This is a genomic window from Sphingomonas sp. ATCC 31555 (genome assembly GCF_000282895.1).
In the GTDB taxonomy this organism is placed as follows: domain Bacteria; phylum Pseudomonadota; class Alphaproteobacteria; order Sphingomonadales; family Sphingomonadaceae; genus Sphingomonas.
Map to the genome: position 1 here is coordinate 23,897 of NZ_ALBQ01000042.1, position 21,163 is coordinate 45,059.

General features: G+C 65.0%; 19 protein-coding genes and 1 tRNA gene. 12 read left to right on the top strand and 8 right to left on the bottom strand.

What is annotated here, in order from left to right; all coding sequences use genetic code 11:
• Positions 1-24 precede the first annotated feature (24 nt).
• A complete protein-coding gene (locus B215_RS0115505; protein WP_050990204.1) occupies positions 25-984 on the bottom strand; it encodes a glycosyltransferase family 2 protein in 960 nt (319 codons plus the stop codon).
• A 129-nt stretch (positions 985-1,113) separates the two neighbouring features.
• On the opposite strand from B215_RS0115505, the gene gatB reads away from it, so the two are divergent.
• The 4 genes from gatB (at position 1,114) to B215_RS0115525 (ending at position 4,842) form a co-directional block, all read left to right on the top strand.
• Positions 1,114-2,625: an Asp-tRNA(Asn)/Glu-tRNA(Gln) amidotransferase subunit GatB gene (gene gatB / locus B215_RS0115510; RefSeq protein WP_019370561.1), complete on the top strand. Its 1,512-nt coding sequence runs from the start codon at positions 1,114-1,116 to the stop codon at positions 2,623-2,625.
• Between the two features lie 13 nt (positions 2,626-2,638).
• Positions 2,639-3,256 carry a peptidylprolyl isomerase gene (locus B215_RS0115515; RefSeq protein ID WP_019370562.1) on the top strand — a complete coding sequence of 206 codons (618 nt, stop codon included), beginning with the start codon at positions 2,639-2,641 and terminating at the stop codon, positions 3,254-3,256.
• Between the two features lie 213 nt (positions 3,257-3,469).
• The gene (locus tag B215_RS0115520; RefSeq protein ID WP_192813039.1) at positions 3,470-3,991 is read left to right on the top strand and encodes a hypothetical protein; all 522 of its coding nucleotides are present in this window, start codon (positions 3,470-3,472) and stop codon (positions 3,989-3,991) included.
• On the top strand, positions 3,988-4,842 hold the full coding sequence (locus B215_RS0115525; RefSeq protein WP_019370564.1) for a hypothetical protein: 855 nt from the start codon (positions 3,988-3,990) through the stop codon (positions 4,840-4,842). Before B215_RS0115520 ends, B215_RS0115525 begins: the two co-directional genes overlap by 4 nt.
• 34 nt (positions 4,843-4,876) lie before the next feature.
• Here B215_RS0115525 and B215_RS0115530 read toward each other — a convergent pair whose 3' ends face one another.
• From B215_RS0115530 to B215_RS20970, 3 genes are all read right to left on the bottom strand, one after another.
• Positions 4,877-5,572, bottom strand: coding sequence for a Crp/Fnr family transcriptional regulator (locus B215_RS0115530; RefSeq protein ID WP_236704461.1), 696 nt, complete (start codon positions 5,570-5,572; stop codon positions 4,877-4,879).
• A gap of 86 nt (positions 5,573-5,658) precedes the next feature.
• A complete protein-coding gene (locus tag B215_RS21610) occupies positions 5,659-5,832 on the bottom strand; it encodes a hypothetical protein (RefSeq protein ID WP_162839597.1) in 174 nt (57 codons plus the stop codon).
• A gap of 15 nt (positions 5,833-5,847) precedes the next feature.
• Positions 5,848-6,030, bottom strand: coding sequence for a hypothetical protein (locus tag B215_RS20970; protein ID WP_082664456.1), 183 nt, complete (start codon positions 6,028-6,030; stop codon positions 5,848-5,850).
• A gap of 111 nt (positions 6,031-6,141) precedes the next feature.
• Between B215_RS20970 and B215_RS0115540 the strand changes: the two genes are divergently transcribed.
• Positions 6,142-6,226 (top strand) — tRNA-Leu (locus B215_RS0115540).
• A 58-nt stretch (positions 6,227-6,284) separates the two neighbouring features.
• Complete coding sequence (gene tig, locus B215_RS0115545) at positions 6,285-7,910, top strand: trigger factor (protein WP_019370567.1); 1,626 nt, start codon at positions 6,285-6,287, stop codon at positions 7,908-7,910.
• Between the two features lie 90 nt (positions 7,911-8,000).
• On the opposite strand, the gene B215_RS0115550 is transcribed toward tig, so the two are convergent.
• The 3 genes from B215_RS0115550 to B215_RS0115560 all read right to left on the bottom strand — a co-directional run bounded on the left by B215_RS0115550 (position 8,001) and on the right by B215_RS0115560 (position 11,620).
• Positions 8,001-9,485, bottom strand: a complete 1,485-nt coding sequence (locus B215_RS0115550; protein WP_019370568.1) for a glycoside hydrolase — start codon at positions 9,483-9,485, stop codon at positions 8,001-8,003.
• Positions 9,482-10,849, bottom strand: a complete 1,368-nt coding sequence (locus B215_RS0115555) for a glycoside hydrolase family 27 protein (RefSeq protein ID WP_050990205.1) — start codon at positions 10,847-10,849, stop codon at positions 9,482-9,484. Before B215_RS0115555 ends, B215_RS0115550 begins: the two co-directional genes overlap by 4 nt.
• A 63-nt stretch (positions 10,850-10,912) precedes the next feature.
• Positions 10,913-11,620: a FadR/GntR family transcriptional regulator gene (locus B215_RS0115560; RefSeq protein WP_019370570.1), complete on the bottom strand. Its 708-nt coding sequence runs from the start codon at positions 11,618-11,620 to the stop codon at positions 10,913-10,915.
• Positions 11,621-11,870: 250 nt separating this feature from the next.
• Here B215_RS0115560 and B215_RS0115565 point away from each other — a divergent pair, with 250 nt between their 5' ends.
• The 6 genes from B215_RS0115565 (at position 11,871) to B215_RS0115585 (ending at position 19,606) form a co-directional block, all read left to right on the top strand.
• Positions 11,871-15,122, top strand: coding sequence for a glycoside hydrolase family 2 TIM barrel-domain containing protein (locus B215_RS0115565; protein ID WP_019370571.1), 3,252 nt, complete (start codon positions 11,871-11,873; stop codon positions 15,120-15,122).
• Positions 15,122-16,660, top strand: coding sequence for an alpha-N-arabinofuranosidase (locus B215_RS0115570; protein WP_019370572.1), 1,539 nt, complete (start codon positions 15,122-15,124; stop codon positions 16,658-16,660). Before B215_RS0115565 ends, B215_RS0115570 begins: the two co-directional genes overlap by 1 nt.
• Complete coding sequence (locus B215_RS0115575; RefSeq protein ID WP_026009320.1) at positions 16,657-18,012, top strand: family 43 glycosylhydrolase; 1,356 nt, start codon at positions 16,657-16,659, stop codon at positions 18,010-18,012. The genes B215_RS0115570 and B215_RS0115575 overlap by 4 nt, the downstream gene beginning before the upstream one ends.
• 154 nt (positions 18,013-18,166) lie before the next feature.
• Positions 18,167-18,373: a hypothetical protein gene (locus tag B215_RS21870; protein WP_237718468.1), complete on the top strand. Its 207-nt coding sequence runs from the start codon at positions 18,167-18,169 to the stop codon at positions 18,371-18,373.
• 29 nt (positions 18,374-18,402) lie between these two features.
• Positions 18,403-18,669 (top strand): hypothetical protein, encoded by a 267-nt coding sequence (locus B215_RS0115580; RefSeq protein ID WP_019370575.1) that lies wholly within the window; start codon positions 18,403-18,405, stop codon positions 18,667-18,669.
• A gap of 31 nt (positions 18,670-18,700) precedes the next feature.
• Entirely contained in the window at positions 18,701-19,606 is a 906-nt protein-coding gene (locus B215_RS0115585; RefSeq protein ID WP_037513961.1) for a transglutaminase family protein, read from the top strand.
• Here the strand turns inward: B215_RS0115585 and B215_RS0115590 are convergent.
• The gene (locus tag B215_RS0115590) at positions 19,603-20,742 is read right to left on the bottom strand and encodes an extracellular catalytic domain type 1 short-chain-length polyhydroxyalkanoate depolymerase (protein WP_019370577.1); all 1,140 of its coding nucleotides are present in this window, start codon (positions 20,740-20,742) and stop codon (positions 19,603-19,605) included. The two genes, B215_RS0115585 and B215_RS0115590, sit on opposite strands and share 4 nt — an antisense overlap.
• Positions 20,743-21,163: the final 421 nt, after the last annotated feature.

Sequence of the window (21,163 nt, forward strand, 5' to 3'; positions counted from 1 at the left end):
CCCTCCCCGAGCCGGGGAGGATCGTTATTTCTGCACGATCGGCACGGCTAGATACGCCAGCCGGCGCACTTCGCGCCGGCCGCGGACCACCGTGTCGAGGATCAGCCCGGTGAAGAAGCTCAGCGTCGCCACGATCGACAACCCTGTCACCAGCACTGCCGTCGGCAGGCGCGGGACTTGGCCGGTGTGCCAATAGGTTACCGCCAGCGGAATCGCGAGCAGCACCGCCAGCAGCGCCAGCACCGCGCCGATGCCGCCGAAGAACAGGATCGGCCGCTCGATGCGGAACAAGGTCACGATCGTCCGCAGGATCCGCCAGCCATCGCTATAGGTCGATAGCTTCGAGGTCGAGCCTTCCGGCCGCGCCGCATAGGCGGTGACAACTTCCGCCACCGGCATTCGCAGCTCCAGCGCGTGGATGCTGATCTCGGTCTCGATCTCGAACCCTGCGGAGAGCACGGGAAAGCTCTTCACGAAGCGGCGCGAGAACACCCGGTAGCCCGACAGGATGTCGCTGAAGCTGCGGCCGAACAGCCGCGCCAGCATGCCCGTCAGCATTCGGTTGCCCAGACGGTGACCGCGCCGATAGGCCAACTCCACCTCGGATTTCCGCGCGCCGACCACCATGTCCAGCTGTTCGTCGAGCAGTCGTTCGATAAGGGCAGGGGCGGCATCTGCGTCATAGGTCAGGTCGCCGTCGGACAGGACATACACGTCCGCCTCGATATCGGCGAACATGCGGCGGACGACATTGCCCTTGCCCTGCATCCGCTCGGTGCGCACCACGGCTCCCGCAGCGCGTGCCACCTCGCTCGTCCGATCCTGACTGTTGTTGTCGTACACATAGACGGTGGCGCCGGGCAGGCTCGTGCGGAACGCCGCCACGGTCCGCGCGATCGCCACCTCTTCGTTATAGCAGGGCAGCAGCACCGCCACCCGCAATCCCGTTACCCGATCCTCTAACCGCGACGACACCGAGGCCATGCCTGCCATACTCCTTGATCGGCGGCGCCTAATCGACTCGATGCGGCTGCGCAATTGTGCGCTGGACCTGAAGGCGGCGACGCGCGATAGGCAGAGCCACGCATATTCCCATTACCTTGTGAAGAGCACATGGCGACCAAGACTGCATCGAACTACCGAATCCAGGGCGATACCGGCGAGTGGGAGGTCGTGATCGGCCTCGAAGTCCACGCGCAGGTGACGTCCAACGCCAAGCTGTTTTCCGGTGCGGCAACGGCATTCGGGGCCGAGCCGAACAGCCAGGTGAGCCTGATCGACGCGGCCATGCCCGGGATGCTGCCCACGCCCAACCGCGAGTGCATCCGGCAAGCCGTGCGCACCGGCATGGCGATCGGCGCCGTGATCAACAAATGGTCGCGTTTTGATCGCAAGAACTATTTCTATGCCGATCTGCCGCAGGGCTATCAGATCAGCCAGCTCTACCATCCGCTGGTGGGCGAGGGCACGGTAACGATCAGCCTCGACGAGAAGGATCCCGAGGCCGAGGTGAAGACGATCGGCGTCGAGCGCATCCATGTCGAGCAGGATGCGGGCAAGCTGATGCACGATCAGCATCCGAGCCGCTCCTATGTCGACCTGAATCGCGCCGGCGTGGCGCTGATGGAGATCGTCTCCAAGCCCGACATGCGCTCGCCGGCCGAAGCCGGCGCCTATCTGTCGAAGCTGCGCTCGATCCTGCGCTATGTGGGCTCGTGCGACGGCAACATGGATCAGGGCTCGATGCGCGCTGACGTCAATGTGTCGGTCCGCAAGCCGGGCGAGCCGTTCGGCACGCGTACCGAGACCAAGAACGTCAACTCGGTCCGCTTTGTGATGCAAGCGATCGAATATGAGGCGCGCCGCCAGGTAGAAGTGCTGGAGAGCGGCGGTCGCATTGTCCAGGAAACTCGCCTGTTCGATCCGGACAAGGGCGAGACCCGGTCGATGCGATCGAAGGAAGATGCGCACGATTACCGCTACTTCCCCGATCCCGACCTGCTGCCGCTCGAGCTGGACGAGAGCTTCCTTGAGGAGTGCCGCCAGAGCCTACCCGAGCTGCCTGACGCCAAGCGCCGCCGCTATGAGGAGTCGCTGGGCCTCACCGCGTACAATGCCGCGGTGCTGACCGCCGAGGCGGAGACGGCGCGCTGGTTCGAGGCGCTGCTCGCCGAGAGCGCGCGGATCCAGAAGAAGGGCGAACAGGAAGTTGCACGCGCAGCAGCCAACTGGCTGCTCTCGGATCTGTACGGGGCGCTCAATCGTCTGGGCAAGGGTATCGACGAAAGCCCCGTGAGCCCCGAACAGGGCGCCGAGCTGCTCGCGCTGATCGCTGACGGGACGATCTCCAACACGCTGGGCAAGCAGGTGTTCGAGATCATGCTCGAAAGCGGCGACGCGCCGGGCAAGATCGTCGAAGAACGCGGAATGAAGCAGACCAGCGACACCGGCGCGATCGAGGCGGTGATTGCCGACGTCCTCGCCAAGAATCCGAACCAGTTGGAGCAGTATCGCGCCGGCAAGGAAGCACTGTTCGGCTTCTTCGTCGGGCAGACCATGAAGGCGATGGCGGGCAAGGCCAACCCCGCGGTCGTCAACGAACTGCTGAAGAAGGCATTGAGCTAGGGGAGGCGAACGGATGCTGCGTCGACTGCTCGTTCTGGCCCTGTGCCTGTTTCCGCTCGCGGCTTCAGCGCAGACGGCCCCGGCGCCGGTGAGCCCGCCTGCGAATCCCCAGGTCGCGATCGAGACGAGCGCGGGCCGGATGATCGTGGAAGTCTATCTCGATAAGGCGCCCGTCTCCGCGCGCAATTTCCTTCGCTATGTCGACGCGAAGCGGCTCGATGGGGCGGCGTTCTATCGGACCGTCAAGCCAGCGGAGAAGTTTGGGTTCGTTCAGTTCGGCGTGCAGAACGCGCCGGCCAAGATGTTTCCGCCGATCAAGCACGAGCCGACCAGCGAAACCGGCATCAAGCATCTCGACGGCACACTATCGTTGCCGCGGCTCGCGCCGGGGAGCGCGCGCGGCGAATTCACGATCATGGTAGGGGATCAGCCATCGTTCGATGCCGATCCCGCCAAGCCGGGGGACAACCTCGGCTATGCCGCCTTCGGTCGCGTGATCGAAGGGGGGGACGTACTGCTGAAGATTTTCGACGCGCCGACTTCCCCCACCAAGACGTTGATGGGCAGCTTCAAAGGCGAAGTTCCTGAAGCGCCTGTGAAAATCCTGACGGCACGGCGCATGGCGCGCTGATTTGCTTTCGTGCGCGGCAGTCTTGCTGCAATAGCGCCAATGTGTATCTTCTCCCTGGGGAAGTCGCCGGATCTGGCGACGGTGAAAACGGGGGGGGATATGAAAGACCGGCGAATCGCCGCATGCGCGGTGATGATGGCAATACTTGGCGCACAGGCACCGGCATTTGCGCAGGACGCAGCGCTGCCGACTGTCGCGAAACCAGCAATATTCTTGGACAGCGCGTCTCCGTTCGGCACGCCAAGCGCCAAGGAACTGGATCCGGCAGGGGTGAAGATGCCGGTGCTCGCGTTCGAACCGAACGGCACCGAAGCCCAGGACTTCGACAAATACTATTATTTCCGTCGCGACGATACCGACTTCGCGACGGCCTATGCCGATATTCGCGAATGCGACGGCTATGCCAGCGGCCTGACAAGCGGAATCGGCTATCAGCAGGTGCCCTATCCCTATTCTGGCACGATGGCAGGTGCGGTCGGCGGGGCGATCGGCAATGTGCTGGCGGTGGCGATCTTCGGTTCGGCCGAGAAACGCAAGGCGCGGCGCATCAACATGCGCACCTGCATGTTTTACAAGGGGTACCAGCGCTACGGCTTGCCCAAGGATCTGTGGACCGAATTTAACTTCGAGGAAGGGATCGGGCATGTCGGCGAGGAACGCCGCATCGTCTTTCTGAAGCAGCAGGCGCTCGTCGCCGCCAAGGCGGCATCGAACGGGGAGGCTCTGGGGCTATGATCCGCGCGACCATTCTTACCATCATGTCGCTGCTTGCGGCGGCGCCCGCGGCAGCCGGCGAAAAGGCACCGGCATTCGTGAAGACCAAGGCGGTCGCCGATAAGCCGTCGATCTCGCTCAACCCCGCATCCGGCTATGTCCTGCTTCGCACGGATACCGCGATGCCGCTGCATCTGGTGCGCGTGCCTTCGGAGTCGGAGAAGGCGATCTATGCAGCGCTACGCGCAAAGGCTTTCGCGGAGGCGCAGCGCAAGTATCAGAAGAAGCTGAAAAGCTACGAGTCGCTGATGGCCGACGAGACGCGCATGCCCAATGCCGCTCGCCCGCAAAAGCCCGTCGAGCCGACCGAGGCGAACTTCGAGTTCACGCCGTTTGAACTGATGACCGGAGTGGCGATCGGCCCTACCAATCGCTTCGCCAAGCAGGATGGCGGCGCTTCCACCTATTTGCAGGAACTGACGCCCGGCGAATACCGCATCTACGGCCCCGCACAGGTTATGCCCGCGGGTGGCGCGGCCGGCACCTGCTGGTGCATGGGAAGCGTGAAGTTCAAGGTGGCGGCGGGAGAGATCACCGATCTGGGCCTTATCGCGACGAAGCAGGGGAAGCCGAGCGTCACGGTGGCCGACAAGAACTTCCCAGTGCCGATGGACATTCCCAACTTCCTGGGCGCCGCGCCTGAACAGGCAGCCATCGATCCCCGTCTGGCCAAGTTCCCCATTCGGCGGGCGGAGTATCGTCCGGTAGGCAAGCTTCCGAACTATTTCGGCATTACCGTCGGCCGGATACCTGCCATGCCGGGGGTACTGCGCTACGATCGTGATCGGATCGTCGACCTGACGGCGCGATGATCATCGGCCGGCCGCTGTGGCAGGCACGGGCCGGTCACAGCGGCAGGGGCTGCAGATACAGATAATCGGGGTCGAATTCCGCTAGCCGCTTCAAGGCCTGCACATCCCGCATCAGCACCTGGCCGCTGCGGAATTCGAGTAACTCGCGCTCGCGCAAGTCACGCAGGACGCGGTTCACATGCACCGGGGTGAGCCCCAGGCACTCCGCTAGTTCGGCCTGGCTGATCGGCAACGCATAGCTGTCCGGTTCGGCCAGCCCGACTACGGCCATGCGCGCCTGCAATTCGCAGAACAGATGCGCCGCTCGCTGGATTGCGGAGCGCCGGCCGAGCGAAACCTCCCACTCGCGGTGGATGGCCGCGTCGACATTTGTGGAGAACCACATCATTCGCGTCAGATGCGGTAAGCGCTCGGTTATTTCTTGCAGCCGGCTGTGCGACGCGCGCGCGACTACGCACGGGCTGAGCGCGAGCAGCGAATGATCCAGCCGCTTGAGCGTGAAGCCGTGCAGATCGGCGAAGTCGCCCGGAACGTGCAGGTGCGTGATCTGCCGGCTTCCGCCCCTTAGATCCTTGTAGCGCCCGATCAGCCCTTCCAGCAGCAGCGTCGAATGTTGCAGCGACTCACCAGCGCGGGCGATCGTGCGATTGGCGGCGTGTACTACCGTATCCACGATCGTCCCGCGCAGTGCGGCCTCCTCCTCGGCGCTGATCACGTCGCGCAGGCGCAACTTCAGAAGATGGCGTTCAATCATCGGCTGAGCGCTTCGAACGGCGTTGGTGAACCCCGATGTGGAGAGGAGGCCGCAGGCGCCATCTATTGCTGATTCCCGTCCTGGTTCTTCACGACTCCGCCGGCGCCGTTCTCACCGCCAGCGCCTTCGAGCGGGGTTGCATCGGTCTGGGCGTTCTTCGCCGCATCGGCGCGTGCTTCGACGGCCTGCTGGATGTCGGGGCGATCGTCGTCACGGTCTTGGGTCGGTTCGGGCATGATCTTCTCCATGTGTCAGGCGATGGGCTGGCCGGGCGTAATGCCCGGGGCGATGCCGGGATCGGTCTGCGGCGCAGGAACGTCGATGTCGGGACCGGGCGGGGAGATTTCCGGCGGCGGGCTGCCCGGCTGGCCGGGATCTGGCGCGGGGCTTTCGGCCGGGGGAGTAATGGGTTGAACGGGGGGCTCCACGGGCATGGTCGATCTCCTGCTTGTTTCCACGCTAACGCGGCAACGCACCGGAACGTTGCTTCGTACTTGCCCCGGACCCCATGACTGCTATAGAGCCCGCCGACCGGCGGTGTCCCTGCGGGCGTGGCGGAACTGGTAGACGCGCTGGATTTAGGTTCCAGTATCGAAAGATGTGGGGGTTCGACTCCCTTCGCCCGCACCAGTCCTCGTGGCTGATGTGTGGTACACCGCAATTCCGATTCCTTTGAGAAAGCGTGAGAATGCAGACTGTCGAGACGTTGAACGAGGGCCTGAAGCGCGCCTTCACGCTGAAGATCACCGCCGCGGACATCGACTCGAAGGTCGATGCCGAGGTCAAGCGGGTCGCTCCGCAGATTCGCATGCCCGGCTTCCGCCCCGGCAAGGTGCCGACCAACCTGGTCCGCAAGATGCACGGTGAGGCGCTGACCCAGGACGCGCTCAACAGCTCGATCCAGGAAGGCATCCAGAAGCTGATCGCCGATCACAAGCTGCGCCCGGCGATGCAGCCGTCGGTCAGCCTCGAGGGCGAATATGCCCCCGGCGGCGACGCGGAAGTGAAGGTCGAGCTGGAAGTGTTGCCCGACGTTCCGACCCCGTCGATCGAAGGCCTGAAGCTGGAGCGCCTGACGGTGCCGGTGCAGGATTCGGAAGTGCAGGAGCAGCTGAAGCAGCTCGCTGACCAGCAGAAGCGCTGGGACGATGCCGCCGAGGGCCACGCGGCGACCACGGGTGACCAGGTCGTCATGGACTTCGTCGGCAAGGTCGACGGCGTCGCCTTCGACGGCGGCACCGGCGAGGGCATGGCCGTCGAGCTCGGCTCGGGCCGCCTGATCCCGGGCTTCGAGGAGCAGCTCGAAGGCGTGAAGGTCGGCGACGAGAAGCAGCTCAACGTCACCTTCCCGGAAGATTACGGCGCCAAGGATCTGGCCGGCAAGGCCGCGACCTTCGACGTCAAGATCACCGCGGTGCAGACCGCCGGCGAGACCAAGATCGACGACGACATGGCGAAGGCGTTCGGTCTCCAGGACCTGGAGCAGCTGACCGGCCTGCTGAAGGGCCAGATCGAGCAGCAGCTCAACGGCCTGACCCGCACCCATATGAAGCGCAAGCTGCTCGACCAGCTCGCCGCCGGCCATGACTTCCCGGTCCCGCCGTCGATGGTGGAAGCCGAGTTCGACCAGATCTGGCACCAGCTCGTCCACGAGACCGAGCATGAGGAAGATCCGGCCGCAGCGCTTGCCGAGCTCGAGAGCGAGCGCGACGAATACCGCGCGATCGCCGAGCGCCGCGTGCGTCTGGGCCTGCTGCTCAGCGAGATCGGCACCGCCAACGGCGTCGAAGTGACCGCGCAGGAAATGAACCGCCTGATCGCGCAGGCCGCGCAGCAGTATGGCCCGCAGGATCGCCAGCGCTTCATCCAGTATGTCCAGCAGGAGCCGATGGCGGCTGCTCAGCTGCGCGCGCCGCTGTTCGAGGACAAGGTCGTCGACTTCCTGTTCGACAAGGCCGAAATCACCGATCGCGAAGTGACCAAGGAAGAGCTGGAAGCCGCGATCGAGAGCGAAGACGGCTTCTCGTCGGGCACCCACGTCCACGATCACGACAACCACAAGCCGAAGAAGAAGGCCGCCAAGAAGGCTGACGCTTCGGATGAGGCTGGTGAAGAGAAGCCCGCCAAGAAGCCGGCGGCCAAGAAGGCCAAGGCCGAGGAGGCTCCGGCCGCCGAGGGCGATGCGCTCGTCGAGGCCGAGCCGGTGAAGAAGGCGGCGACCAAGAAGGCGCCGAAGGCTGCCGAAGGCGAAGGCGAAGAAGCCGCGCCGAAGCCCAAAAAGGCAGCGGCGAAGAAGAAGGCCGACGCCGAGTGATGCGAGAAGGGCCGGAACGAAAGTTCCGGCCCTTTCTCTTTCTTCTCCCCCGCCGCAAGCGCGAGCGGCGTGCATGGGAGGTCGCTGGGATCAGCGAAGCGCCACGATCAGCGTGGTGATTGCCCCGGGTTCGGCGAGCGCCTGTGCTGGTACGACCGCAGCATCCCGCGTGGAATCGGTTACAATCCGCTCCACCACCCGCGCCCCCGGCACGCCGATCGTCAGCCGCCGGGTCACCGCGCCGCCATTGACGTGGACCAGCACCAGCCGCTTGCCGTCCGGTGATAGCGCGCCGACCGTATCGGCATCGTCGACCGGCACCAGCCGATAGCCGGGCCGGATGTAGCGGCTGAACTGCGCCATCGCCCAATATTTGCGGGTAAGCTGGATCGGATGCTCGGCCGCCGATGCGGGTGTATAGGCCATTTTGATCAGGCCCCAGTTGCTGCCGCCACCGCTGCCGTCGCCCTTGCCCTCGCCTCGGCGCTCCACCGCCTGCCAGAACACCCAGGCGACCGGTTCCAGCCGCTTGAGATCGTGGACGACATGCTCGGCAAAGGCGAGCGGCGTGGCGATGCCGTCGAAATTCTCGGGATCCTTGTCGAGCGGGGTATCGTTCTCGCTCATCCACAGGCGGATGCCATGGGCGCGGGCGATGTCGCGCACCGCCGTCTGGTGTACGCTGCCATAGCTATGCACGTTCAACTGGCCGATCCGGGCGCGCGTCGCTGCCGGATAGCCCTGCCAGTCGCGCACGAAGAGGTGGGAGTTGGTCTCGTCGGGGGCGGCGATCACCGTCTTGAGGCCGTGCGCCTTGAGCGCGCGGTCGGACGCATCGATCATCAGCGCCTGGCGCGCGGGGCTCCAATGCGCACCTTCCTGGGTGTTCTTGGCGAACCAATAGTCGGTATTCGGCTCGTTGACCGGCGACAGCGTGCGGAAGCTGATGCCGTGCGCCTGTTGCAGCTTGTCCACCACGATCGCCAGATACTCGGCAAAGCGCGCTTCCTGCCCGGGGCGGAGATTGTCGTCGGTGCCCTTTTCGGCGCCCGAGACCTTGCCGCTCACGGTCATGAACCAGGGCGGCGAGTTCGAGAAGGCTTCGAAGATCGGCGCCTTCACGCGGCGCTTGATCGCGTCCAGCCACCAGCGCTGGTTGGCGTCGGCGGACCAGTCCCACATTGCCGGATCGGCCGGATCCCACCAGTCGATGCCGGTTGCCCCTATGGGGCGGCGCCAGAAGCCGGGCACATCAGCGCCCAGGCGAAGATAGGGCTTGGTCTCGGGCGCGTCGCCGCCGCCGATATTGTAGCGGGCGATCGTCCAGCCCAGTCCGTCGGGCCCGTAGAACAGGTCCGCAAGCTTCTCGCGCACCGGGTCGGGATAGCCGCCGGTGACGTGCGCGAACCAGGCGAGCGCCGTGCCCCAGCCCTCAAAGGGCTGGCCAGGCCGCTGGAGGTCGGGTCGCAGCGTCAGCGTCACCGCCGGTTCGGCAGCGGGCGGCGGCACACTCGTCTGGGCGAGCGCGGCGGGGGAGGCGGCGAGCAGCAGCGAGAGGGCGAGCGCGCGGATCATGCCGCCGTCACCCGATAGAGGCAGGCGCCGTGCGGCGGCAGCGTGCGCGCGAGCCGGAGCGGGCCTTGGCCCTCGTCCTTGCTCTCCCACAGGTTGCGCACCCGCACCGCGCCCGCCAGACCCAACAGTCGCAGGTCGAACGCAGCCTCGCCGGCCTTGTCGCCGGTGTTGAACAGCGCGACATAATGGCCGCCCCCGGCCGCGCGTGCGGTCCAGACGCGGCGATCGTCGGCGACGAACCAGGGGCGGTTGTCACTGCTCGCCTGGTTCACCGCGATCACCTCCCGATTCGTGAGCAGCGCGCGGGTTGGGGCGTCGAGATGCCGCAGGTCGCCGCCCATGATCAGCGGCGAGCGGGCGATCGACCAGAGCGTCATTAGCGTCCGCTGCTCGTCGGGGGTGAACTTGGTGTCGCGCTGGCCAAGCGCGAGCCGGCCGAGCGGGAGCATGTCGGCATCCGGCCAGGCACCCGGGCGGGCGTACGGGCTCCAGTTTTCCAGCCGGGTGAACTGGGCGTCCAGCAGCTTCCACTCGTCCCAGAAATCGTCGGAGATGCGCCACATCTGGGCATGGCGAGCGACATGGTCGGCGCGCGGCACCGGCGTCTCGCCGGGCGAGAGGCTCAGCAGGATCGGCTTTCCCGTTGCCTTGATCGCGCGCGCCGCCGCTTCGATCTCAGGGGCATGCGCATCATAAGGGCGGCTCATATCGTCCATTTTCACGAAATCGACGCCCCAGGCGGCGAACAGCGAGAACACGCTGTCATAATAGGCCTGCGCCCCCGGTTTGCGCATGTCGACGCCGTACATGTCGGGGTTCCAGGGACAGGTGCTGCCGGTATCGGCGATATCGGCGGCGCGGACCCCGCTGGTGCCGAGGATCGGCAGGTTGCGTTCCACCGCGAGTCGGGGAATGCCGCGCATCAGGTGGACGCCGAAGCGCAAACCCAAAGCATGTACCTTTGCGGCGATCGGGCCGAAGCCTTTGCCATGCGCTGCCGAGGGGAAGCGGTTCGGCGCCGGTAGCAGCCGCCCATGGGCGTCCATCGTCGGCACCGGCTTGGCGTTATAGGTGTAGCTGTTCGCTTCCGGCTCGTACCATTGGATGTCGATGGTGAAGATGTCGTAGCCGAATGGCAGCAGCTCGCGCGCCTGGATCTCGGCTATCTCCAGCGCCTGGGCTTCGGTGATGGTGGTGGCGAAGCTGTTCCAGCTGTTCCAGCCCATGGGCGGCGTGGGCGCGAGCGGCGGCGCCTTTGCGGAAGCGCGTGCGTGCGGCGCGGCTGCGAGGCTGCCCAACATCGCCGCACCCTGGAGCAGCCCGCGCCGATGGATGACGTGACCGCGCGCGTTGAACCCTGGCATCGCTTCCTCCTCCATTTTTTGTCTGACTATAAGCCAGGACGGCGGCCGTCAACGTCGCCGGGATCAGCCTTGGAGCGAGGTTTCGATATCTTCCTGTGCCTGTAGAATCAGCGTGATGGTCGCAGCGCGGGCGGCGACCGGATCGCCATCGGTGATGGCGGAGAACAGATCCCGGTGCAGCGGGATGGAGTCGCGCAACTGCTTGGCCTTGCGGTGCTTGAACAGAGTCGTGGAGCGCACCGCGGCGCCGATGCTGCCGGACAGGCTGATCAACAGGTCGTTGGCGGTCGCTTCCAGGATGATGTTGTGAAACTGCTGGTCGGCGGCTTGGCCCTCCGCACTCGACAGCCCTTCTTCTTCCATCACTTCCAGCGCGTGGCCCAACCGGGCGATATGCCGCGTGGTGCGCAGGCGCGCTGCCATTTCCGCCGCGGCGGGCTCCACGATCATGCGCAGCTGGAACAGGCTGTCGACAAATCCCATCGGCGGCTCGCCTTCGAACATCCAGGCGAGCAGATCGGGGTCGAGCAGGTTCCAATCGGCGCGAGCGCGAACGCGGGTACCGGCCTTGGGGCGACTGTCGATCAGACCCTTGGCGGCCAACGTCCGCAACGCTTCGCGCACCACGCTGCGGGATACGTTCCGCGATTCGGCGAACTCCAGCTCGCCGGGCAGGACCGCGCCAGGCAGATAGCGCCCCGTGAGGATTGCCACGCCTAGCTCGCGCGCGAGCGATCGATGTGCCGGGTTGCGTTTCGCCTGCCGAACCAAAGCCTCATCCCTTGTAGTGCTTGCCGTTGTGCGGCGCGGCTATCGCTGTGGCCACAAAAAATAACAGCATGTGCTTCGGAACGTGCTTGCCTAACAAGCCTCCGCCCCTATTATGTCCGACAAAATCGGCGTCAGTTCATGGCCGGTCGACACGGGGAGGGGGAATGCGCGCGGGAACGAACCGCATCTCTGCGACAAACGTGATCCAAGTCGGCCGAATCTGCAACACGCCTTTTCGGGAGAAATCAGCGTGAACAAGGTCGGGTGGCTGGCAGCGGCAGGCGTGGTTGCGCTCGCCTCCGGCATGGGCATGGCGCAGGATGGGCCGAAGATCGGCGACGCGCCGCAGGTCCAGCCGGTCCAGGTCGATCCGCGCCGTCCGGATTGGGAAAATCCGGCGGTGTTCGCACGTGGCAAGATGCCGGCAAACGCCACGCATTTCGCGTATGAGAGCCGCGCCGCGGCGCTGGTGGGCGATCCCGCCAAATCGAGCCGTTATATGACACTCGACGGGCAATGGCGCTTTCACTTCTCGCCATCGTCAGATGCGGTGCCGGACGGGTTCGAAAAGCCGGACTATGACATCGCCAAATGGAAGAGCATCAAGGTGCCCGCCGATTGGCAGACCGAAGGCTTCGATCAGGCCCGGTACAACAACATCACCTATCCGTTCCCGGCTAACCGTCCGCTGATCCCCCATGCAACCAACCCCGTGGGCTCCTATCGTCGCGACGTGCAGTTGCCGGCGAACTGGTCCGGACAGGATGTCATCCTGCATATCGGCGCGGCCGGTTCGGCCTACCGCGTGTGGGTGAACGGCGTCGAAGCCGGCTATTCGGAGGATTCAAAGCTTCCGTCCGAATTCGACGTGACCAAGCTGGTCCATGCCGGGCGCAACACCGTCGCGATCCAGATCCATCGCTGGTCGGACGGCTCCTACCTGGAGGACCAGGATTTCTGGCGCGTCTCGGGCATCGAGCGCTCGGTCTATCTTGCGGCGGTTCCCAAGGTGCGGATGGCGGACCTGTTCGTCCATGCCGGCCTGGATGGCGCGTACAAGGATGGCAAGCTTTCCGCCGATCTGGCGCTCACCGATCGCATCGCGCCGCTCACCGCCCGGATGACGCTGCTCGACGGCACCCAGACGCTGCTGGTGCGCGAGGTAGAACTTGCCGCAGGCCCGGCACAGAAGGTGACGCTCGCCGCCGACGTTCCCGGTGTACGGCCCTGGACGGCGGAAACGCCCAATCTCTATACGCTGCTCGTCGAACTGGTCGATGCCGATGGCAAGGTCGTGCAGGCGACGCCGCAGCGGATCGGCTTTCGCACCGTGGAGATCAAGGACGGCTTGGTCAGCGTCAACGGCAAGCCCATCACCATCCGCGGCGTCAATCGCCACGAGCATGATCCGGAGACGTTCCACGTCATCAGTCGCGCGTCGATGGAACGCGATATCCAACTGATGAAGCGCGCGAACATCAACGCGATCCGCACCTCGCACTATCCGAACGACCCGTATCTGTACGAGTTGGCCGATCGCTACGGCCTCTATGTGATGGACGAGGCCAATATCGAGAGTCATGCCTATATGGACTATGCCAATCGGCATGGCGAACGGCGGGCAGAATTGCAGATCGGTTTCGATCCGGCGTGGAAGGACGCGCACGTCTCCCGCGTCGTCAACATGGTCCAGCGCGACAAGAACCATCCGTCGGTGATCTTCTGGTCCTTGGGCAACGAGGCGGGCATCGGCCCGAACTTCGAAGCGGCGGCGGCGGCGGCACGCGCGGTCGATCCGGGACGGCTGATCTCCTATCTGGGCTGGGGCACCTGGGACGGGATTCAGGATCATCGTCCGAACTGGTATGCCGACATCTACGCGCCGATGTATGATCCCGCGGTGAAGCTGGCGGATTACGCCACCAACTGGAACTTCAGGCAGCCGGTGATTCAATGCGAATATGCCCATGTGATGGGCAATTCCGGGGGCAATCTGAAGGAATATTGGGACACGATCTACGCCCATCCGCACAAGCTGCAGGGCGGGTTCGTGTGGGACTGGGTGGACCAGTCCATGTATCGCACTACCAAGGACGGCCGCCGTTATTGGGGCGATGGCAGCGAATATGGCCCGAACCCCGGGGGCGACATAGAGTTTGGAGACGGACTCCTCCAGGCCGATCGCACGCCCAATCCGCATCTCTACGAGCTGCGCAAGGTCTATGCCCCGATTCAATTCGACGGGTTCGATCCGGCGACCGGTCAGGTAACGGTGCGGAACCGCCATGACTTCCGCGACCTTTCCGGATTCACCTTCGAATGGGAGGTGCAGGAGAACGGCGTCGCGGTGGCGAATGGCGCGCTGGCGACACCCGAAGTGGCGGCGCATGGCGCGGGCAAGATCGCGCTGCCGCTCGCCGGGCTGACCCGCAAGCCGGACGCGGAGTATTTCGTGACGATACGCGCCAGGGCCAAGGCCGACGCGGTGCCGCTGGTGCCCGCGGGCGCAGTGACCGGATGGGAGCAGTTCGCGCTCGATCCGGCCTATCGCGCCGCCGAGGGCACGTCTCCCAAGGGCCGTGTGACGATGCGGGACGGGCAGGGGGCGATCACCCTTTCCGCCGCCGGCGCAACGCTGGTGGTGGACCGCGCGACCGGCCTGGTGAATCGCTATGCCGCCAAGGGCAAGACGCTGCTCAGCGGTGGCACGCCGCATTTTTGGCGGGCGGTGACGGACAACGACATCGGCATCGGCACAGACAAGCAGCTCGCCGTCTGGAAACAGATGAGCGAGACGCGCAGCCTGGAATCTGTTCAGGTGCAGGATCTGGGCGAGGACGGCGCGGAGGTGCGCGCCGCCTACACTATGGGCGCTGGCGCGGTTCGCTTCACCAGCGTGTATCGCATGGCCGGCGACGGCTCGGTCGCCGTCGACGGGCGGTTCGAGCCGGTTTCGAAGCAATTGCCGCCGCCGTTCCGCATCGGCCTGGCCTTTACCACGCCGGGCAGCCTGAAGACGGTGGAATGGTACGGTCGCGGCCCGCATGAAAGCTATGTCGATCGCAAGACGTCGGCCGCGATCGGCCTTTGGCGAGGCGCGATTGTCGATCAGGTTCACGATTATCTTCGCCCCCAGGAAACCGGCAACAAGCTCGACGTCCGGTGGATGGAGCTGTCCGGCGCCGGGGCTGGTCTGCGGGTGCAGGGCGACACGCCGCTGATGATGAACGCGCTCGCCTTCCCCTATACCGATCTGGATCGACACACGCCCGGCACTTGGAAGAGCACCGATGTTGTTCCCAAAGCTCAGGGCGCGTTGCTGATCGATGTCGCGCAATGGGGCGTCGGCGGCGACACCCAGTGGAGTGCGTTCGGCAAGCCGCTTCCCGAATATCGCACTAAATTGGAGCCCATTTCGATACGTTTCCGCCTGACCCCCTTTTCGGGCCAAGGCACAACCCCAGCCAAGGCGCGCCCGGCGCGCGCGACGGAGAAAGAATGATGCGTAGCTTCATCAGCGCGATCGCGCTGCTCGCCGCCCTGCCAGCGATGGCACAAACCGGCGGCGACGCCGTGACGGTGCATGGCGACCAGCCCGGTCCGAAATATGATCGCCGCATGTTCGGCCAGTTTGCCGAACATCTGGGCACCGGCATTTATGGTGGCATGTGGGTCGGCACCGAAAGCAAGATCCCCAATGTGAAGGGCTTTCGCCGCGATGTGATCGACGCGCTGAAGGAGATTCGCGTGCCGCTGATCCGCTGGCCGGGCGGCTGCTTCGCCGACGAATATCATTGGCGGGAAGGGATCGGCCCGCGCGCCAAGCGCCCGGTGAAGGTCAACACCAACTGGGGTGGCGTGACTGAAGACAATGCCGTCGGCACCAACGAATTCATGGACTTCACCGAGATCGTTGGCGCCGAAGCCTATGTCTCGGGCAATGTCGGTACCGCCCCCCCCAGCGAGATGGCGGAGTGGGTCGAATACATCACCTCGCCGACAAAATCCACGATTGCAAACCAGCGCCGTGCCAATGGTCGTGACAAGCCGTGGAAGCTGCCGCTGTTCGGCATCGGTAACGAGCTTTGGGGTTGCGGTGGCGACATGCTGCCGGAATATGCGGCCGACGTTACACGCCGCTACGCGACTTTCTTGAAAGTGCCGGCGGGCGAGAAGCTGATGAAGATCGCCAGCGGTGCCAATTCGTTCGATTACAATTGGACGGAAGTGATGATGCGCAAGGCCGGCGACAAGATCGACGGCATCGGCGTACATTATTACACGGTGCCTGGTCCTTGGAGCAAGAAGGGGGCCGCCACCGGCTTCGACGAGGAGAGCTGGGCGCGCACCCTTTCCAAGACGCTGAAGATGGAAGAGTTGCTCACTGAGCACGGTAAGATAATGGACAAGTACGATCCGAAGAAGCGGGTCGCGCTGCTTGTCGACGAATGGGGCACCTGGTACGATGTCGAACCGGGCACCAATCCGGGTTTTCTCTATCAGCAGAATAGCTTGCGCGACGCAGTTGTCGCCGCGCTGAACTTCAACATCTTCGCCCGCCATGCCGATCGCGTGCGCGGTGCGAACATCGCGCAGATGGTCAACGTACTGCAGGCGATGCTGCTGACCGACGGTGCCAAGATGGTGAAGACGCCCACTTACTGGGTGTTCGACATGTACAAGGACTATCAGGACGCGACCGTCCTGCCGGTAGACGTCACCTCGCGCTGGTACAACAACGATCAGTGGACAATGCGCGCGGTGAGCGCCAGTGCGGTGCGCGGCACCGATGGTGTCGTGCATATCGGCCTGGTCAACGTCGATCCGAACCGTCCGTCCAGCGTCAGCGTCAAGCTGGACGGCGTGACGGGGAGCCAGGTCTCCGGGCGGATCCTCACCGGCGACAAGATGGACGCGCATAACGACTTCGCCGCACCGGACGCCGTCAAGCCGGTGGCGTTCAACGGCGCCAGCCTGTCCGCCGGCACGCTGACCGTGCAGGTGCCGGCCAAGGCGATCGTGATGCTCGACATCAAGTGAGGACGCGACTGGCTCTGGTGGCGGCGGCGGGCTTGCTCGCCGCCGCCGACGCACCGGCGCCGAGCTGGGAGACGCCGGGGGACAGCAATCCGCTGATCCCCGGCTATTTCGCCGATCCCTCGATCGTGCGCGACGGCGGCACCTGGTATCTCTACGCCACAATCGACCCTTGGGGCGACGACCGGCTGGGGATGTGGACTTCCGTCAACGGTCGCGATTGGACCTTCTCCACCCCTGCCTGGCCCACCAAGGCGGCGGCGACGAGCCCGAGTTCGGGCGATTCCAAAGTGTGGGCGCCTTCGGTGGTGAAGGCGGCCAACGGCCGCTGGTACATGTATGTGTCGGTGGGATCCGAAGTGTGGGTGGGCAGCGCGCCGTCCCCCGCCGGGCCCTGGGCCGATGCCAATGGCGGCAAGCCGCTGATCGCCAAGAGCTTCGCGCCCGCCTATCACATGATCGACGCCGAAGCCTTTATCGACGACGATGGCACCGCCTATCTGTACTGGGGCTCCGGCCTCAACTGGGTCAACGGGCACTGCTTCGTCGTCAAGCTGAAGCCGGACATGGTGACCTTCGACGGCGTTCCGCGCGACGTCACGCCGGCCAATTATTTCGAGGGTCCGTTCTTGGTGAAGGCGGGCAGCCACTATGTGCTGACCTATAGCGACGGCAAGACGACCGAGGACAGCTATAAGGTCCGCTACGCCATCGGCGAGACGCCGTTCGGGCCGTTTCGCGAAGGCCCCGACAGCCCCATCCTCTCCACCGACCGCGGGCGGCACGTGATCAGCCCAGGGCATCACGCGATCTTCCGCGTCGGTGCGCAACCCTACATCCTGTATCACCGCCAATCGCTGCCCTGGCCACGCGTGGGGGAGGATGCGACGTTGCGGCAGATTGCGGTCGATCCCCTGACGATCCGCGGCGACGGCACGATCGCCCGCGTTACGCCCAGCCATGGCAGGGCGGTGGCCGGCTTCGCCCCGCGTCGCACGCGCGGCATCGCGCTTCGGCTCAGCGGCGCCGCCGCCGGCCCGGCCTATGCCGCCGATCGTGCCGCAGACGACAATTACGCGACGCAGTGGCGGCCTGCGGCGGGCACCGATCCCGTGCTGACGGCGGATCTCGGTCGCGTGCAGGCAGTGCGTGAGACCCGTCTCCGAATGGAATATGCCCAGCGGGCCTATGATCTTACGGTGGAGGGCTCTGCGGACGGACGGAACTGGCGGCTGCTCGCCCGGCGTGCGGCGGCAAGCGGATCGCCCATCAGCCTTGCGCATCCCGCGCGCGTCCGGTTCCTGCGGTTGCGCGTTCCGCAGGATGCGGGCCTTTGGGAATGGGGCGTGTTCTGATCCCGCGCTACGCGCGCGCGCCGATGGATACTGGCGCGGTGGCGGCATCATCCCCATATAGACTATATCGCGCTGTCGTTCTCGAGCCTGGCCGCGACTGAGAGTTGTTCATGCTCCCGCTCTGACGCGGAGATTAGCATGTTGATCCTCCGCCATGACCGCCCCACGCGCAGGCTTTGCCACCGGCGAGCCCGCGTCGTCGCGACCCTCATTTTCTGGAAGTAGAATCATGGCCAAAGGACAGCAGCGCGGCAATCGCGAGACACGCAAACCGAAGAAGCCGGAACCGCCGAAACAGAATGCGTCGAACCCATCGTTGAAGGGCACGCCCGCAGGACAGCCCACCGCCAAGCGCGGCTGATCATTTCCCTTCCGTCGAAAGGTTCTTCCATGCAGCCCTCTGCCGATCTTTGCCGCGCCCGCGCGGCGCATCATGACGCCGTCGCCCGCGGTGCTACGCTCGACAATGTTCGCCTGATTGCCAGTGCGGCCGCGGCCGCCTGGGCCAAGGAAGGCGCCGCCGCCGATATCCGCGAAGACCGAAGGCTGCGCACCCAAGCATTCGCCGCTGCCCCGATGCTGCCAATCGAGCCGCCGTCCGCCGCGCTTCGCGGTTTGAGCGAAAATCCTGATCGCGGACATGCCGACCGCGCCTGATGGCGTTGCGGATAGCGGAGAAGCGGAGCGAATGCGTCTCGAGATCGTGCATGTCACCCGCTATGCCTATCGGCAGCCGGTGGCGCTTTCGGCGCATCGGATGATGCTCCGCCCACGCGGATCGTCGGCGCTTCGCCTGCTCGCGGCGGATCTGCATTGCGATCCTGCCCCCGCGTTCGCGTGGACGCAGGACGTGTTCGGCAACCTGATCGCAACGGCCAGCTTCGCGGCGCCGACAGACCGGCTGACGATTACCAACCGCTTGACGGTGGAGCAGGCTGCGGCCGCTTTTCCCTTGTTCAGCATTGCACCGCATGCGCATCGCTATCCGTTCGACTATTCGGACGACGAGCGAACCGATCTGGGCGCCTTGCTTGTTCCGGAGCATGACGATCCGGGCGGCCGGCTTGCCGCCTGGGCACGTGCGCAGGTGCTGGGGGCCGACACCGACACCCTGTCGCTGCTGCAGGATGTGAACGCGGCCACGCGCATGGGCATGATCTATGTGGCGCGCGACGAAGTCGGGACGCAGTCGCCGCACCGGACGCTAGATCTGGGCTCAGGTTCCTGCCGTGATCTAGCCATGTTGTTCATCGAAGCGGTGCGCCACCTTGGCTTCGGCGCGCGTGCCGTATCCGGATATCTGTTCGATCCGCCGATCGCCGGTGCGCCACAAGGTCAGCACGGTGCCACCCATGCCTGGGCCGAAGTCTATCTGCCCTGCGCGGGATGGATTGCGTTCGATCCCGCCAACGGGCGGATGGGTGAGGCGCAACTGGTGCCCGTTGCCGTCGGGCGCAGCATCACGCAACTTAGCCCGGTGGACGGCCGCTATGTTGGCCCGGCCGGCGCCTTTCTCGGGCTTACGGTGGAGGTCACCGTCTCCGAACTGCCCCCACCTTTGGATGACGCACGGGGCTTCCGCGACAACCGCTAGCGCATGAGCCCGGCGGCACGGAGCGCATCTTCGATGACGCGCCCGATCCGGTCCTTTGCCGGTGCGCGGTTCGAAGGCGAATCGACACGCGGTGTCGGTTGAGCGGTCGGCCGGCGTGGCGCCGAAGGTGCGGGGAGGGGATCCAGCTGTGGCTGGGCCCGTTGCGCACCTTGTGTGGGGTCGGCGATTCCCCAAAATTGCGCAATCCGACGCGTCGACGAAATCCCCGCTTCGAGCAGGAACGGGCCGGCGGCGCCGCACGCTTCCGCGCCGGTAGTGGCGAGCGGCGTGCCGTGGGCCATTCCGTCGATGCGATATTCCTCGATCACTGCGCGGCCTTTAGCATCGTGCCACAGTGCGCGGCGATAGCCGGCACCCTGTTCGACCTGCGTGGCTTCGCGCGATACGCCGTGCAGCTCGCGCCACTGCTCCACCACCAGCGCGGCGTTGGCGACAGCGACGGTTGCGTCGGCTGTGCCATGCCATACCGACAGCACAGGCCATGGCCCTTCATGCGGCGATGCCGTCGACACCAGCGCGCCGAGCGCCGACGCCGGCGGTCCGCCATGGGCGCGCATTCGATCGAACGCCTCGGGTACCGAATGCGCCGTGCCATAGGGCAGACCGGCAATCACCGCTCCGCCGGCGAATAGCTCCGGATACGTCGCCAGCATCACCGACGTCATCGCGCCGCCTGCCGAAAGGCCGGTCACAAAGATACGCGTCGGATCGATTCCGTGCGCCGACACCATCGCAGCGACCATTTGCCGAATCGACAGCGCTTCGCCGGCATCCCGGCGGATGTCGCCAGGCTGAAACCAGTTGAAGCAGAGATTGGCGTTGTTGGCGCGTTGCTGCTCCGGATAAAGCAGCGCGAAACCATGCGCATCGGCGAGCTGCGACCAGCCGGATCCATGATCATAGCCGGCTGCCGTCTGAGTACAGCCGTGCAGCACCACCACCAGTGGGGCGTTCGGCGAAAGATGCTCGGGAACATAGCAGCGCGCCCGCAGGGCGCCGGGATTGCTGCCGAATGCCGGCAGGTCCTCAAGACGATCCGAGCCCGATTGTCCAAACCCGGATGCGGCACCGCGCATCGCGGCAAGCCGGTCAATGGTATCGTTGATGCTTCGCATGCGGCATTCTCCTGGCCACGGCGAGCGCCCTGACAACACAGCGGTACTTTGCTGCACTGCACAATGTCGGAACTGCTAATCGAACCGCAAGGGGGGAGGGGGGAATATTGATGCTGCGGAGAGGCAAAGCCTTCTCGTCGGCGAAGGTAACGAGGCAGGGCGAAGGGGCTTTTGCTGCTTATGATTGGCACGCCATGAAGAAGTCGACGACGCTCATCGGACACATTCGATCCAGTGGGCGTTGTCGCGCTGCGTAGCTGAATGATCGGATTAGCAATATGTCGGAGGGGGAACCCATCGTCGCAGTGGCCCTTCTCAGTCAACGGGATATCGACCGCTTTGGAGACAATCTGATGCGGTGCTACCGGGTCGATGATGCGTCCGATTTTGACGAACTGCTCCGCCTGATCGATCAGGCCGA